General features: G+C 70.2%; 7 protein-coding genes. 1 reads left to right on the top strand and 6 read right to left on the bottom strand.

The genetic code is table 11. The annotated features are described in order from the left end of the window. Window positions 1-18: 18 nt before the first annotated feature. Genes ACFPN5_RS11100 through ACFPN5_RS11080 form a run of 5 tightly spaced genes read right to left on the bottom strand, consistent with a single transcriptional unit; the run spans window position 19 to window position 10,614 of the window. Entirely contained in the window at window positions 19-2,094 is a 2,076-nt protein-coding gene (locus ACFPN5_RS11100) for an SWIM zinc finger family protein (protein WP_379783139.1), read from the bottom strand. Further along, the gene (locus ACFPN5_RS11095) at window positions 2,091-3,218 is read right to left on the bottom strand and encodes a VWA domain-containing protein (protein WP_379783137.1); all 1,128 of its coding nucleotides are present in this window, start codon (window positions 3,216-3,218) and stop codon (window positions 2,091-2,093) included. The genes ACFPN5_RS11100 and ACFPN5_RS11095 overlap by 4 nt, the downstream gene beginning before the upstream one ends. Continuing rightward, complete coding sequence (locus ACFPN5_RS11090; protein ID WP_379783135.1) at window positions 3,215-5,692, bottom strand: DUF5682 family protein; 2,478 nt, start codon at window positions 5,690-5,692, stop codon at window positions 3,215-3,217. Before ACFPN5_RS11090 ends, ACFPN5_RS11095 begins: the two co-directional genes overlap by 4 nt. Then, on the bottom strand, window positions 5,689-6,792 hold the full coding sequence (locus ACFPN5_RS11085) for an ATP-binding protein (protein WP_379783133.1): 1,104 nt from the start codon (window positions 6,790-6,792) through the stop codon (window positions 5,689-5,691). The genes ACFPN5_RS11090 and ACFPN5_RS11085 overlap by 4 nt, the downstream gene beginning before the upstream one ends. Before the next feature lie 36 nt (window positions 6,793-6,828). After that, the gene (locus ACFPN5_RS11080) at window positions 6,829-10,614 is read right to left on the bottom strand and encodes a DUF4132 domain-containing protein (RefSeq protein ID WP_379783131.1); all 3,786 of its coding nucleotides are present in this window, start codon (window positions 10,612-10,614) and stop codon (window positions 6,829-6,831) included. A gap of 279 nt (window positions 10,615-10,893) precedes the next feature. On the opposite strand from ACFPN5_RS11080, the gene ACFPN5_RS11075 reads away from it, so the two are divergent. Next, the gene (locus ACFPN5_RS11075) at window positions 10,894-11,961 is read left to right on the top strand and encodes a glycoside hydrolase family protein (RefSeq protein ID WP_379783129.1); all 1,068 of its coding nucleotides are present in this window, start codon (window positions 10,894-10,896) and stop codon (window positions 11,959-11,961) included. Between the two features lie 19 nt (window positions 11,962-11,980). Here the strand turns inward: ACFPN5_RS11075 and ACFPN5_RS11070 are convergent, their stop codons facing one another. Beyond that, window positions 11,981-13,441, bottom strand: coding sequence for a tetratricopeptide repeat protein (locus ACFPN5_RS11070; protein WP_379783127.1), 1,461 nt, complete (start codon window positions 13,439-13,441; stop codon window positions 11,981-11,983). Window positions 13,442-14,148 lie beyond the last annotated feature (707 nt).

Below are 14,148 nucleotides of genomic sequence, written 5' to 3'. Positions count from 1 at the left end.
GGCCGGCCCGCCGTCCTGCTACAGGAAGCCGGTATCGAGTTCCAGGCAGGTCTGGCCGGCGTGATACAGGGCCAGGGCCCGGCCGACGTCGGGCGCGGCCAAGTAGCGCGCCAGCAGGTGCGCCAGTCCGTCCAGACCGAGCGCCAGCAGGGTCGGGCGCAGCGCATGCAGCTCGTCGTCGCGGCGCGCCAGGTGCAGGTGGCCGCTCATCGCCTTGCGCTCGAGTTGCGCCAGCAGGGCGTGCACGACGCGCCCGTGGCCGCGCACGGCGGGAGCCGCTGCGGGGGCGGTGCGGCCGCGCAGCATGCGCCTGATGCGCGTCGCCAGCATGGGCCGCGCCTGGCCGGCCTCGAAGTCGAGCGAGACCGGGTGCACCCTGGCGTCGCGCCCGACCAGCAGGGTCACGGGTTCGAGCAGCCCCTGGCCGCCGCGCTCCAGGCGCGCGCCGACGCCGGCGATCGTATCGCCTGATGCGGCCCAGGCCTCGACATTGTCCAGGCGCGCGGCCTTCCACGCTTCGTAGGGCAGGCGCAGCGTGAGCGAACGCCCGGCGCGGTCGCGGATGCGCCAGGTGAGCTGCTGGGCGGCCTCGTCGAGCTGCGGCTGCTCGCAGGCGGCGGGGCGCAGCAGCACCATGTCCAGCGGCTCGCCGAGCAGGCCGGCCGTGCCGGCGATTGCCTCGCGCAAGGCGCTCCAGTCGTCGAATCCCGCTTCCTGCCAGCGGCTGTCGCGCAGCAGCCAGGCCGGCTGCGTACTGGCCCGCGTCGCGCCGCCGGTGCCCAGGCGCCCATCCTCGGCCAGGCGCGGTTCTTCGAGCACCAGTGCCTTGCCGGCGAGCGCGGCGGCTGCTCCGGCGCCGGGCCACAGGCTGTGGCGGGCCCACGCGCCGTCCTTGCTGAACCCGGGATCGCTGTCGTCGCGGCGCGCCAGCACGGCCTGCCGTACCTGGCCCGCTTGCGGGTCCCAGAACGCGCTCGTCAGTCCCCGGGCGCCGCTGCGGGCCTCCCACCAGTAAGAACCAAGCGGCAGGAGTTCGAGGGTGGCGCCGGCCTCGAAACTGCGCCGGGCGGTGCCGCGCAGGCGCGCCAGCAGCGCCGGGTCGGCCTGCGCTGCCGGGGCGCCCAGGGCATGGATCAGCGCATGGGCCTGCGCGGCAAGCTGCAATGCCTGCGCTTCGTCGGCGCCGAAATCGCGCGCGGCGAGCAGGTCGGCGATCCCGGCCAGGCCGCGCAGCAGGCCCGCCAGGCGCGGGAAGGACTCGACCCGGGCCGAGGTGGCCAGCGCGCGCAATTGCGGGGCGGCGATGTCGCTCACGTGCGACCAGCCGGCGGCGCAGGTTTCGTGCACCAGGGCGCGGGCGTGCAGCAGGAAGCGCCGTTCCTCCGCGCTTACGCCGCCGGTGGATGGGGTTGTGTCCGCATCGGACGGGGCGGTGCCCGCCTGCGCCGGCCAGGGGAGGACGCGCCCATGCGCATGCCAGACCGCGGCCAGCGCCAGCAGGTGCAGGGCCTTGGCCAGGCGCGGGGCGGCGCCCGACACCATCCCTTCGTAGCCGGTCCCGGCAACATAGCGGCACACCAGGTCCAGCTCGGGAATGGCGATGACCAGCACCGCGCCCTGTTCCGCGATATCGACCCTGCCCAGACCGGCGAGCATGCCGGCGGCCTTGCGCACGGCAGCGGTGCCGGCAGCCTTGAACAGCGCGTCCTGGTCCAGCGCCAGCACCTCGTCGAGGACGCCCGCCTGGCCCGCTTCGGTAGCCCCTTCAGTGGCCGCTGCGGCCGGCGCATCGGTGGCGGCCGGCGCGCGCAGCCAGAGCGCGGCGGCGAGGATGTGCTTGCAGATGCCGGGCGCCGGGCAATCGCAGCGCGCGCCGCCCGGTCCCTGGATGGCCAGCTCGACCCGCTGGCCGTCCGCCGCGACCAGGCCGGCCGCGGCGCCGCCGTCGGGATGCCAGCCTACCTTGCCGGCCTCGACATCCTTGCCGGCGCGCCGCAGCAGGCCGGTGCTGGCCAGCGCGGCCAGTGCCTCGTCGTCGTAGTTGCCCCAGGCGCGATGCCAGTCGGCGGGGCCACGGACGCCGTTCCCGCTCATGCCATGACCTCGGCCAGCCACTGCGCGAAATGGGTGGGCGTGAGCGCCGCCACCTGCATGCCGCGGTCGGCCAGGCGCTGCGCCATCGCGCGGTCGTACACGGGCTGGGCGTCCTGGTCGAGCGCCGCCAGTCCCAGCAGCCTGACGCGCGCTTCGGCCAGGCGCCGCACGCTGGCCAGCAGCGCACCGGGCGCGCTCCCCTCCATGAAATCGCTGACCAGGGCCAGCACGGTGCGCTGCGGCGACTGCACCAGGCTTTCGCAGTACTGCATCGCGCGGCCGATATCGGTGCCGCCGCCTAGCTGGACCGTCAGCAGCACCTGCACCGGGTCGTGCGCCAGGTGGCTCAGGTCGACCACATTGGTGTCGAACACGACCAGGCGCACCCGCACCGCCGGCAGGCTCGACAGGATACCGGCGACGATCGCGCTGTACATGACCGAGTCGAGCATCGAGCCGCTCTGGTCCACGCACAGGATCACGTCCCACGGCAACTGGCGCTTGACGCGGGCATTGAAGCGCGGCCGCTCGATCAGCAGCTGGCGCCGCACCGGGTCGTAGTGCTTGAGGTTGGCGTCGATGGTGGCGCGCCAGTCGAAGTTCTGCGCGCTGCGCAGCGCCGACTGGCGAAAACGGTTGCGGCGCCCCTGCAGGGCATTGACGAAGTCGCGCCGCAGCGTGCGCGTGATCTCGTCGACCACCTTGCGGATCACGCTGCGCACCGCGTCCAGCGTCGCGGCGTTCATGCGGCCGCGCATTCGCAGCAGCGTGCGCACCAGCGCCTGGTTCGGTTCCAAAGAGAGCAGGGTGGCCGGATCGTCGAGCAGTTCGCGCATGGCGTAGCGCTCGAGCGCATGGGACTGCACGCGCTCGAATACCTCGCGCGGGAACAGTTTGCGGCTGCGCTCGAGCCAGTCGAGGGCCTGGATCTGGCTCGGGTCCAGTCCGGCTCCGCGCGCGCCGCCCCGGGAGCGGACCTTGCCGTCGTACTCGCGCCCGTACAGGTAGTCGAGCGAGGCGTCGAGCTCGCGGTCGCGCGCGTCCAGCGCATCCTGGCCGAGGGTGTCGCCGGCATAGCGGCCGAGTACCAGGCGCCAGCGCCGCGCCGCGTCCTGGCCGCTCATGGCGCCGCTCCCGCGAGCCACTCATCTGCCCACTCACTTAATCCGTCGCGCGCCAGGCACTGCGCCAGTGCCGCCTGCAGCGCGGCGCCGGCCGCCATGTCGTCCTCCGACATGCCGTACTGGACCGTGGAGAGCGCTTCGTCCAGCCCGGCGTGGGTGCGCGCCAGCGCTTCGGCCAGGCGCGCGGTCTCCGGCGGCTTGAGCTGGGCAAAAGCCAGGCGCAGGTCGGGCAGGTAGGCGAGGAAGGCCGCTTCGTCCCAGCCGGCCATGATGCGGTCCAGGTCCGCCTGCAGGCCGGGTTGGGTCAGCAGCAGTTCGGGGGCGGCCGCCATCAGGCCGCCGAGCGCGCGCACGGCGCCGCCCGGTTCGGCGCCCGGCCCGAAATGGGCGCCCAGCACGGACGTCAGCTGCGCGCCGCTCCAGGCGCCGCCCAGGAACAGCAGGGCGCCGGCGGCCAGCCCGATGCCCGGTACCCCGGGAGCGGCCGCCAGCCGGCCGAGCGCCGTGGTCCAAGCCTCCTCCTGTGCCGGATCGGCCAGCGCCAGCCCGATCGCGCGCAGGTCGATTAAGGTGCGCACCGCGGCCGCCTCCTGTTCCGGCTTGACCGCCGCCAGGCCGGGCAGCAGGGCCAGGCTCGACGCCCAGGCCAGCTGCAGCAGCGCGTGCACGCCGGCGTCGTCCTGCACGCCCAGCGGCTCGCGTGCGCGCCACAGGCTCAGGAGCTGGTGCGCGCAGCTGGTTACCGAAGCGATGTCCGGGTCTTCCGCCAGGTGGCGCGCGAGCAGGTCCAGCAGGTGCGGCAGGCGCGGCTGCAGCCCGACCAGGCAGGCGCGGGTCAGCAGCTTGACGGCGGCGCCGGCGCAGCGCCCCTGTCCCTGGTCCGCCAGGGCCGCTTCCTCGCGCCGCAGCCGCGCCAGGGCCACTTCAGGCAAGGTGGCGCCGTCGGTCGCCAGCTCGATCAGGCGCGCCTCGACCAGCGGCGTCCAGGCGACCGTCCACTCCTCGACCAGCAGCTCCAGGCGTATGCCGGCGAGGAAGTCGGGGCCGCCCTGCCACCGCCCCAGGCCCGTGCCGAGGTAGTCCATCAAATGCAGGAAGCGGCTGCGCACGCGATGCCCTTCCTTGCGGTACAGGTCGAGGCGGACGGTACGCGGCGCGCTGTCGTCGAGGCGCACGCGCTGGGCCAGGGCGCGCCGGCGCGCATCCTCGAGCAGGGGCGGGGAGCCGGCCGACGGCGGGATGTCGCCCAGCGCCGTGCCGCCGAGGAAGCTGCGCAGGTCCTGCGCCAGGCCGGCCGTGCCCTCGTCGATCGCGTCCTTGACGAAGCACGAGCGCAGCGCGTCGAGCACGTCCTCGCGGCCCGGGCCGGCGTGCCCGCGCAGGGCGGCCAGGCGCAGCGCCTGCAGCACGCCTGCCTGCACGTCGGCGGTCGACAGCTGCAGCAGGCCGCGCTCGCGCCCCTGGCGCGCGAAGCGTGCCAGCGCGTCGGCCGCCACCCGGTCGAGATGCGGGCCTTCGGGCCCGGCCTGGGCGCTGTCCCAGACCCATTGGTGCCAGGCGGGGGAAGTCATGCCGGCGGCATAACCGTTGAGCGCGTCGAGCCGGTCGAAACTGTAGCGGATCAGCCAGTCGCCCGCGCCCGCGGCTCGCCCGTGCTGTCCGGGTGCGGGAGCGGGCGCGGGCGCCGCCAGCATCTGCTGCAGGGCGAGCGTGTGAAAGCCGCCGCTGACCACGACGATGGCGCCGCTGTTGCCGGCCGCCCGCAGCGCGCTGTGCCTGCGCCGGACATGGTTGGCCATGTGGCGCTCGCGCGCCAGGCTGCCGTCGGCTTCCAGCACCTCGGCTTCGTAGTCCGTGCGCGCCAGGGCGCAGTAGGCAAAGATGTCGCCGAACAGCGTGCGCCAGTCGCGCAGTGCGCTTGGGGGGCGCAGCTCGAACAGGTGGTCCCAGAGTTCGTCCTGGCTGCGGCAGCCGCTGGCGCGCGCGAGCGCTGCCAGGTAGGCGCTGTGGGCCAGGTAGCGTTCGGCCATCAGGCTGCGGGCCTGCTCGTCCACCGCCGCGTCCTCGCCGTCGTCCTCGCCGTCGTCCGCGCCGCGCGCCTGCCAGGCGAGGTCGATGAAGGCGAATTCGGCCCCGCTCTCGCGCGCCAGCCGCAGCGCCACCCACTCGGGGCTGTAGTCGCAGAAGGGAAAGAAGGCGCTGCGCATGCCCGCTGCGCCATCGGCCTGGGACAGGATGGCGACCGGCGGGCGCGTGCGTTCGTCATGCAGGAGCGGCAGCAGGGCGTCGAAGCTGTCCGGGCCCTCGACCAGGATCGCGGCCGGCCGCAACTCGCGCACCATCGCCTGCAGCGCCAGCGCGCAGGCCGGGCTGTGGTGGCGCACGGGCGCAAAGTGCACCCCGTCCATCTCCATGCGCGCCAGGCCTTCGCGCACCTGCGGCGGCAGGGTGCCGGCGGGCGCGCCCGCGTTCATGCCCACAGGCTGCGCGCGGCGTCGCCGAAGGCCTTCCAGGCGCCGTCGCGGCGGCCGCGCTCGCGCACCACGGTATCGAAATAGTGCTGGACGCGCTTGACGTCGTCGGCGCTGTCCTTCAGCAGCACGCCCTGCATCTGGTTGGCCACCTCGCGCGGCGTGACCCGGCCGTTGCCGAGGAAGGTCGCCTCGAGGGCCGCTGCGTGCACCACGTTCACCGCTTCCGCGGTCGACATGACGGCGTCGAGCGTCTTGAGCGGCGTGCCTTCGCGCGTGCTGCCGGCGCGCAGTTCCTGGAACACCGTCACCAGCAGGCCTACCACGTCCGGCTCGACGCGCGCGCCGATGGCGGCGCCGTCGAGTTCGCGCTGCACCTGGGCCAGCACCAGCTCGACCTCGAAGGCGTGGTCGCGGATCGGGCGCACGGTCTCGAAGTTGAAACGGCGCTTCAGCGCTGAGGACATCTCGTGCACCCCGCGGTCGCGCAGGTTGGCCGTCGCAATCACGTTGAAGCCGCGCCGCGCGTGCACCCGTGCGCCTTCGCCCAGCTCGGACACCATGATGTGCTTTTCCGACAGCAGCGAGATCAAGGTGTCCTGGATCTCGGGCGGGCAGCGCGTGATCTCCTCGAAGCGCACCAGTTTGCCCGCGACCATGGCGCGGTACATCGGCGAGGGCACCAGCGCGCGCTCGCTCGGCCCTTCGGCCAGCAGCAGCGCGTAGTTCCAGGCATAGCGGATGTGGTCCTCGGTGGTGCCGGCCGCGCCCTGGATCGTCAGCGCCGAGTCGCCGCTGATCGCCGTGGCCAGCAGCTCGGACAGCAGCGACTTGGCGGTGCCGGGCTCGCCGACGAGCATCAGGCCCTGGTGGCCCATCAGGGTCACGATGGCGCGGTCGACCAGCGGGTCGTCGCCGTAGAACTTGCGGCTGACCGCCAGCGCCGGGTCGCCCAGGATGAAGCGCCGCACCGCGCGCGGCGACAGCACCCAGCCCTCGGGACGCGGGTCGCGGTCGGCCGCGCGCAGGCGCCCGAGTTCATCGCTGTAGCGGATTTCGGCGCTGCTGCGCAGGGTTGCGGCGTTCTCGCGCATGGTCGTCATCTGTATATCGTCCCGTTGTCCCATGAACCCTGGCGCTTACCAGGGCATCTTGCGTTCCCAGTCCGGGTCGAAGCCCTGGCAGGCGGCGGCCACGGCGTGGTAGTCGCAATACGCCTCGGCCAGCAGCACCGGCGGCACCTTGCCCAGTGCGACGCTGCCGCCCCTGTGCATGCCGAAGCCGCGCCCCGTACCGATGCGGACAAACTCCAGGGTCTTCAGCGCGGCCGGCATGTTTTCCTCGGGCAGGGAGCTGCCGGAAAATTCGATCCGCACCTGCAGCCCGGCGTTGGCGAAGTCCCTGGTGTATTCCATGAACACGCCGCCATCCTCGGCCGAGCCGCGCTGGTAGCCCAGCTTGTTGAAGGCGCCGCGCAGGGTGAAGGTGTCGCTCGTCCAGCCGAGGCGGTCGTCGATCTCCTGCGCCGCCGGGTCCGCCAGCACCGGGCCGCGCCGTGTCAGCTGGGAGAACAGCGGCGCCACCTTGTAGTCCTTGAAGTGCGCCAGCCAGGCGCGCACCTGCTCCTCGTCCAGCAGCGAGGCGTGGGCAAGGCCGATGCGTTCCTTTTCGTCCAGGCTCACTTCCTCGTCTTCGGCATCGATCAGGCTGCCGTCTTCGGTCGGGCGGAACAGCCCGGAGATGCTGCCGTCCGCGGCCAGGCGGGTCCAGGCCAGCCTCTGCGCCAGGCGGCCGACGATCGGATGGCGCCGCACGTATTCGGTCCACTCGGCGGCCGGCCAGGCCCGGCTTGCGCACATCGCCTCGTACAGGCGCGCCGTCTGCATGTCGAGCACCTGCTTGACTTCCTTCTTGCAGGAGGTGAACAGCTGCTTGCCTTCCTTGATCGCTTCCGGCGCATCGTTCTGGCGCGCGGCGGGCAGGGCGGCGATCGCCTTGCCCTCGGCGTTCTGCAGCACGATCTTGAGCTTGTCGTCCAGGACCACCGACAGTTCGCGCGCGCCGTACTGGAAACTCATCCTGCCCGATTCGTCGAGGCCGCCGGTGGGGATGGTGCGGTCGGCCAGCTGTTCCTCGGTCCAGCCGTTGCGCTCGGCGATGCGCTCGACCAGCACCCGCGCCTTCTGCTGCACCGAGGCGGTGCGGTAGCGGCGCGCGATGCTCAGCACGAACTGGATGACGGCAGGATCGTCCGATACGGCGGCCGCCTCCAGCATGGCTTCGATCTGGGCGCGGCGCGGATAATGGTCGCGCATGTACTGGCGGATCGCGTCCACCGCTTCGTGTCCCGGCATCGCGCAGGTCAGGGCCAGGATGCCTTTCTCGCCGATCGCGCTGCCCAGGTATTCGCCCAGCTTCTCGCGCTTGACCAGCTCGAATACCTGGCCCTGGCTCATCTCGCCGAGCTCCGTGTAGTAATCCGGATACTGCTTCGCCATTTGCTGGAACTGCTGGTAGCGTGCGGGCGCATGCTGGCCGGCCCAGGCGATGGCTTCCTCGAGCGGCGGATGGGCTGTGTCCTGGCCAATGAACGCGTGCAGCAGGAAGCGGCCCAGCGCGGCGCGGCTGGGCGCGTCGAGCAGGCCGAGGTAGCGCACCAGCAGGGCGTTGGCGGCAGGTTCCTTGAGCTTGGCGGCCAGGATGACCCACCAGCGCACTATCTCCGGATCGACCGCGCCATTGCCCCCTTTCGCATCCTGCCAGGCGCAGGCCGGCAGTTGCTCCAGCTTGAGCCAGGCAAGGCCCGCCGGTGCCCGCGCCTTCAGTCCCTTGAGCGCCTGCGCCAGCAGGGCCTCGGGCGCCAGGCGCGCGGTGATGTCTTCGCCGAGGATTTCCAGTGCCGTCATCAGCTCGGCGCTGACCGGTTCGCGGGTTTCCTTGTCGAGCGCCGTGTACAGGGCCGGCACGGCCGCCCGGTAATCCATCCGCGCCAGCCAGCGCGCCGCCTCGATGCGCAGTTCCTGCTTGTTCGACTGCAGCGCATCGGCCACGCGCTTGCCGATATCGGGCAGCTTGCCGAGCAGGCGCTGGGCCGCCTGGCGATGCAGTTTGGTCTCGCCCAGCGCGAATTCCAGCACCCGCGGCAGCCAGCGCGCCGGGACCGTCGGGAAGGTGCCCAGCACCGCCAGGGTCTGGCCGAGGTCGAGATTCTGGTAGCGTCCCCGTTCGGCTGCGGCCATCCCCAGCCCCTCGTCGATCAGGTCGGGGTGGCCGGCCAGGCAAGGCCAGACCCCCTCGGGCGGCAGGATTGCCTGGGGCAGCGACCCGGGCGACCAGGTGTGGCGCAGGCACTCCAGCGCAATCGCGTCGGCTGGCGCGCCGCAGCGCACGGCAGCATCGCGCAGATGGCGCAAGTCGACCTGCGACGGGTCCTGGCGCCGCAGCCAGGCCTGGATGCGCGGGCTGGACCAGAGCCATGCTGAGCCCGACCCCCAGTTCAGGTGCCAGCGCAGCGCCTGCAGCAGGCCGAAGTCGGCGCGTTCTTCGAGCCGGCCGCCATAACCCAGGGTTTCGTTGACGTTGTCGTCCGCCAGGACCTGCAGGGCGTCCCGGTCGCCGTTGAGGGCGCGCACGGCGTCGCGCAGCTTGCCCGTGCCGAGCCGGCGATAGCGCTCGTAGTGCCTGGCGCGCCAGGTGTACTTGTGTTTGCCGCTGCGGTTCTCTTCCTGTTCTTCCTCCGCCGCCAGCCGCAGGTGCTCGAGCAGCTGCTCGCGGTTTGCCAGCAGCAGTTCGACCGCGTCGTCGGCCAGCGTCACCTCGGGCAATGGGGGCAGGGGCGGCGGGTCGGGCAGGCCGATATCCGCGGCGTCGGCGGCGGCGCCGATGCGCGACAGGGCCAGACGGATCGCCTGCTGCACGGCTTTGCCCGGTTCCTGCGCCAGCGCCGCTTCCAGCACCGGACCCGCGGCGTCGCCCTGCACCCGCGCCAGCAACTCGGCGGCATTCGCCCGTTCCTCGCCCTGGCCTTCGCGCAGCAGTACCGCGAGCCCGGCGTGGCAGGCGGCGCGGTCGAGCGCGTCGAGGTGGCGCGCGGCGGCGGCGCGCACCGTCTTGCTGTCGCTGACCGCAAGCCGCATCAGCAGGCCGGCATACGCGGCGCGCAAGGCGTCGGCGCCGCCGATGCGCTTGACCAGCACGACCCTGCCGATTGCCGACAGCGTCTGCGCGGCCGAGGCCACGTCGTCGGGCCGGGCCAGCATGTCGTCGTCGAGCGGGCCCGCGGCCAGCAGGCGCCGGTAGACCTGGTCCTGGTAGTACGAATCGATCGCGCGGCGCTCGAAGACGATATTCAGGGCCATCGCCTGCGGCAGGCCCGCTTCGTCCAGCAGCGCGCGCAGTAGGCGGATGTCCCAGGCGGGACGCGCCTCTGCGACCTTGCCTTCATCGCGCGCGCTGCCGTCGTTCGGCATGCAGGCCCAGAACGCGTCATTCAGTACATAGGCCAGCCAGTCGGGCGCGCTCGAGCCGGCGCGGTCGAGCGACTGGCCCTGGTCGGCCGCTTCGAGCAGCCGCCCCATGCGCATCAGGAGGGCCATGTCGGCCGGCCGTGCCTCGATGCGCCGGTACAGGGCATGGCGCGCCGCCATCCCGGCTTCGATCGCCTTGGCCTGCTGCTTGTCGTCCTGGACGGCATGGAAGTTCCAGCGCAACCGGCCCGGCTTCCCCAGCAAGTCGCCCGCCTGCGCATGGCGGCGCAAGTCCAGTAGCACGGTGGCGTCGCTGCCGTCGGCAAGGTAGCCGGCGGCGCGCGCTGCCAGCGCGGCGTCCAGGTGAGCGAGCGGCGCCGCGACCTGGCGAATCAGGGAAGTGTCCGGGGACAGGATGTTGCGTGCCGTATCGAGTACACCGAGGAGCGATTTGAGCATGGCTGGGCGATAGCAGTGAGGTGGCTCATGCTGCCATGGATCATGACGTATTGCAACGATATCGGGGTCGCATTCGCTTCGGAGTTAGCGGCGGACCCGCGGTGAACGATGGCATCGGGCGTCCGTCTTCGATGCACTCAGTTTCATGATTCTTTCGTAGGTGCGCCCCGACAGGATTGACTGCGGTGCCGCTCGATCCCGATACTGGCGCCACCCCGCCGGCGATATCGATGCCGCTGCGGATTCGATAACGCTCTTTTTTGTGGTGGACGCTTCCCGATGAATGCTTTCCCGCGCGCGCTTGCCTGCGCCATTACCTTCGCCGGCGCATGCGCGGCGGTGCACGCCGAACCGGCCAATCCGCCCGAGGGCCAGCGTGCCGAGTCGCCGTCGACCCTCGGCAAGGTCGCCGCCAAGCCGCTGTTCCGCGACCCCGTATTCGATGGCGCGGCCGATCCCGTCGTCGTGCGCAACCCCGCGCGGGGAAGCTGGTGGATGTTCTATACCAACCGCCGCGCCACGGAGACCGGCCTGCCGGGCGTCTCCTGGGTACACGGCACCCGGATCGGGATCGCGGAGTCGTTCGACGGGGGCGCGAGCTGGAAGTATGCCGGCACGGCGGACATCGCGCTGCCGCCGGAACTTGGCGGGGCCGAGGCGACCCACTGGGCGCCGGACGTGGTGCGCGCCGACGACGGCACCTGGCACATGTTCCTGACCGTGGTGCCGGGCGTGTTCACCGATTGGGCGCACCCGCGCCGGATCGTGCACCTGACCAGCAGCGACCTGCGGACCTGGCGCAATGCCCGGCAAATCACGCTCGCTTCCGACCGCGTCATCGATGCCGGCGTGGCGCGCCTGCTCGGAGGTGGCTGGCGCATGTGGTACAACAACGAGCGCGATCGCAAGTCGATCTACTACGCCGACAGCCCGGACCTGGCCAACTGGACCGAAAAGGGCCGCGTGGTGTCCGACCAGGCCGGCGAAGGGCCGAAGGTCTTCCAGTGGCGCGGCGCCTGGTGGATGATCACCGACGTCTGGCGCGGGCTGGCCGTGTACCGTTCGCCGGACGCCGTCACCTGGGCGCGCCAAGCTGGCAACCTGCTCGAGCAGCCGGGGCAGGGCGTCGACGACGCCGTCATCGGCGGCCATGCCGACGTCGTCGTCAGCGGCGACCGCGCCTGGCTGTTCTACTTCACCCATCCCGGCCGGCGCGGCGCGGACAAAGGCAAGGACGGCGCCGAGCAACGCCGCAGCACGCTCCAGGTAACGGAACTTTTCGAGTCGGGCGGCCTGCTGCGAGTGGACCGCGACGCGCCGACGCACATTCAGCTGCGCGAGCGCTGACGCGCCCACGCGGCCCTCCTTACGGGGCGCTCTTCGGTTTGAGCACCGCGTCGACGCGCACGCGGTCGGCTGCCGTCAGCATCGGACCGAGTTGCGCGAGCGCCTTCGCGGCGCCTTCGTGGCCGGCGCCTTTTGCCAGCGTAATCCAGGCGTAGGCGGTTGCCATGTCCTTGACGCCTGCTTCGCCCTGGGCCGTCATCACCCCCAGGTTGAACATCGCGTCGGGCTGACCCTGCCGGGCTGCGGCCGCGAAGAGTTTACGCGCCGTGGCCAGGTCTTTCTGCACCACTTCGCCCGTATAGAAATAGGTGGCGAGCGCGCTCTGCGCATCGGCGTTCGATCTCAGGGCCGCTTCCTTGTAGTAGACGATGGCCTTCTGCTGGTCGACCGGCACGCCTTCACCCAGGTCGTACATGCGTCCGGCCGCAAACAGTGCGCCTGCGTGCCCCGACTTGGCCGCTGCCGCAAACCAGGCGCCTGCGAGCTTCAGGTCCTGCGGGACCTCATCTTCTCCCATGTAATGGAGCCGGGCCAGGTTGTACTGCGCAGGTGCGTAGCCCGCTTCGGCCGCTTCCTTGAACCAGGCGGCCGCCTTGCGTGCGCTCTTGGGCATGCCGAACCCGTTCATCGCCGCCATGCCCAGCGTGTTCGTGGCCGGGACAAAGCCGATCTCCGCCGCCTTGGCGTACCATTTGCTCGCCTGGGCCGGGTCCTTTGCCGTCCCGATTCCGCGCAGGTAAATCTTGGCCAGCAGGAGGGTCGCCTCGACGCGCGCCGTCATCGCTTCCGGATCCTGCGGATTGAACTCGACGCGGTCGCGTATCGGGTCGAAACGGGCCAGTGCCGCTTTCTCCAGCCAGGACACGGCTTGCGGGGTGTTAAGCGGCACGCCCAGGCCGGACAGGTGCATCCGGGCGAGCATCAGCGCCGCTTCGTCATAGCCGATCTTGGTCCAGGCAATGCTTGCCTGCTCCCTTGCCGTCGCGTAGTCCTGCGCCGCGAAGGCATCCAGGGCTTTGGCCAGGGACTTGTCCTTGCGCAGGATGCGGTTGCGGCCCGCCGCGAAACGCCTGTCGCTCGGCCCGCAGCCGCCGGCGGCGCGCTCCACGGAGGGGTCCTCTTCTTTAGGAATGCTGCTGGCAATGCTCGACGTCGAAGCGTCCCCGTCCGGGCTGCGTTCGTCGAAACGTTCTACCTCGTTCGACAAGCTGTGTTCCATGCCCATGTCGCGCATATAGGCTTGGGTGACATCATCCTCGGCAGCGCTGTAGGCGCTCATATAGTTACAACCCGAGGCAAGATTGCGCGACAGGACGGCGCTCTTGGCAGCTGTAACCATCCTCGGATCGCTATTCGTGACCCGCTTGCCGGTGACGGTGACGCTCTGTGGAGCAGGTTCGGGCGCGGCCTGGGCAAGGACGCTGCCCGCCGGGGCGAGCATGACCAGGCTGAGTGCGGTGATGGACTTCAAAACGGACATGGCGGATTCTCCTGGCAGGAATGGCGAACGCACGCGTTCCGGGAAGGCGAGGAGGCCATAAGGAATACCGATGCGCATCGTACATTCTCATGTATTCCGTTCAGTTTCTTTCGTCGCGGCATCAATTGCTCATGTTCTTGATTGTTCCCATTCGGAAAGCATAAAGAGGCAACCCTGCGGAAATCTCGCCGTACGGAAACTTAAATCGCATTCCGTCGTAAAAAAGACACTTGCGGATTGCCGCGAGGGTTCGCTATAATTCGCCTCCTGCTGCAGTGGTGCTGCGAAACGGTCAACGAAATCAAGTAGTTGAGTGTGTCGAAAGTGCGCCACAAACAGCGGGGTGAAGTAAAAAGAGGTTGACGAAGAACGCGAAACACTGCATAATCTCATCTCTCTGCTGCTGGCGAACAAAACGATTCGCAGAACACAGCAAGGCAGTACCGAACAAGTTCTTTAACAATTAACAGTCGATAAGTGTGGGCGTTTGATGAAGGTGCCAGGAACTTCGGTTCTTGATTACTTAAATTATCAAATGTTCACAAAAGTATTAAACGTTATCTCAGCAATGAGGTGACGGTCAGTATCTTGAGTGAGCGACCCCCGACCAATGGGAGGGGTTCGAAACCGGAGCAATCTGGTTTCGACAAACAGAGATTGAACTGAAGAGTTTGATCCTGGCTCAGATTGAACGCTGGCGGCATGCT

The organism is Massilia niabensis (assembly GCF_042655085.1).
GTDB lineage: Bacteria > Pseudomonadota > Gammaproteobacteria > Burkholderiales > Burkholderiaceae_D > Telluria > Telluria niabensis.
This window is presented reverse-complemented; position numbering and strand designations above follow the sequence as displayed.

Bases quoted from the DNA above. Each gene is read 5' to 3' on its own strand.
- ACFPN5_RS11100 (WP_379783139.1), bottom strand. From the start codon at position 2,094: ATGAGCGGGAACGGCGTCCGTGGCCCCGCCGACTGGCATCGCGCCTGG.
- ACFPN5_RS11095 (WP_379783137.1), bottom strand. From the start codon at position 3,218: ATGAGCGGCCAGGACGCGGCGCGGCGCTGGCGCCTGGTACTCGGCCGC.
- ACFPN5_RS11090 (WP_379783135.1), bottom strand. From the start codon at position 5,692: ATGAACGCGGGCGCGCCCGCCGGCACCCTGCCGCCGCAGGTGCGCGAA.
- ACFPN5_RS11085 (WP_379783133.1), bottom strand. From the start codon at position 6,792: ATGACGACCATGCGCGAGAACGCCGCAACCCTGCGCAGCAGCGCCGAA.
- ACFPN5_RS11080 (WP_379783131.1), bottom strand. From the start codon at position 10,614: ATGCTCAAATCGCTCCTCGGTGTACTCGATACGGCACGCAACATCCTG.
- ACFPN5_RS11075 (WP_379783129.1), top strand. From the start codon at position 10,894: ATGAATGCTTTCCCGCGCGCGCTTGCCTGCGCCATTACCTTCGCCGGC.
- ACFPN5_RS11070 (WP_379783127.1), bottom strand. From the start codon at position 13,441: ATGTCCGTTTTGAAGTCCATCACCGCACTCAGCCTGGTCATGCTCGCC.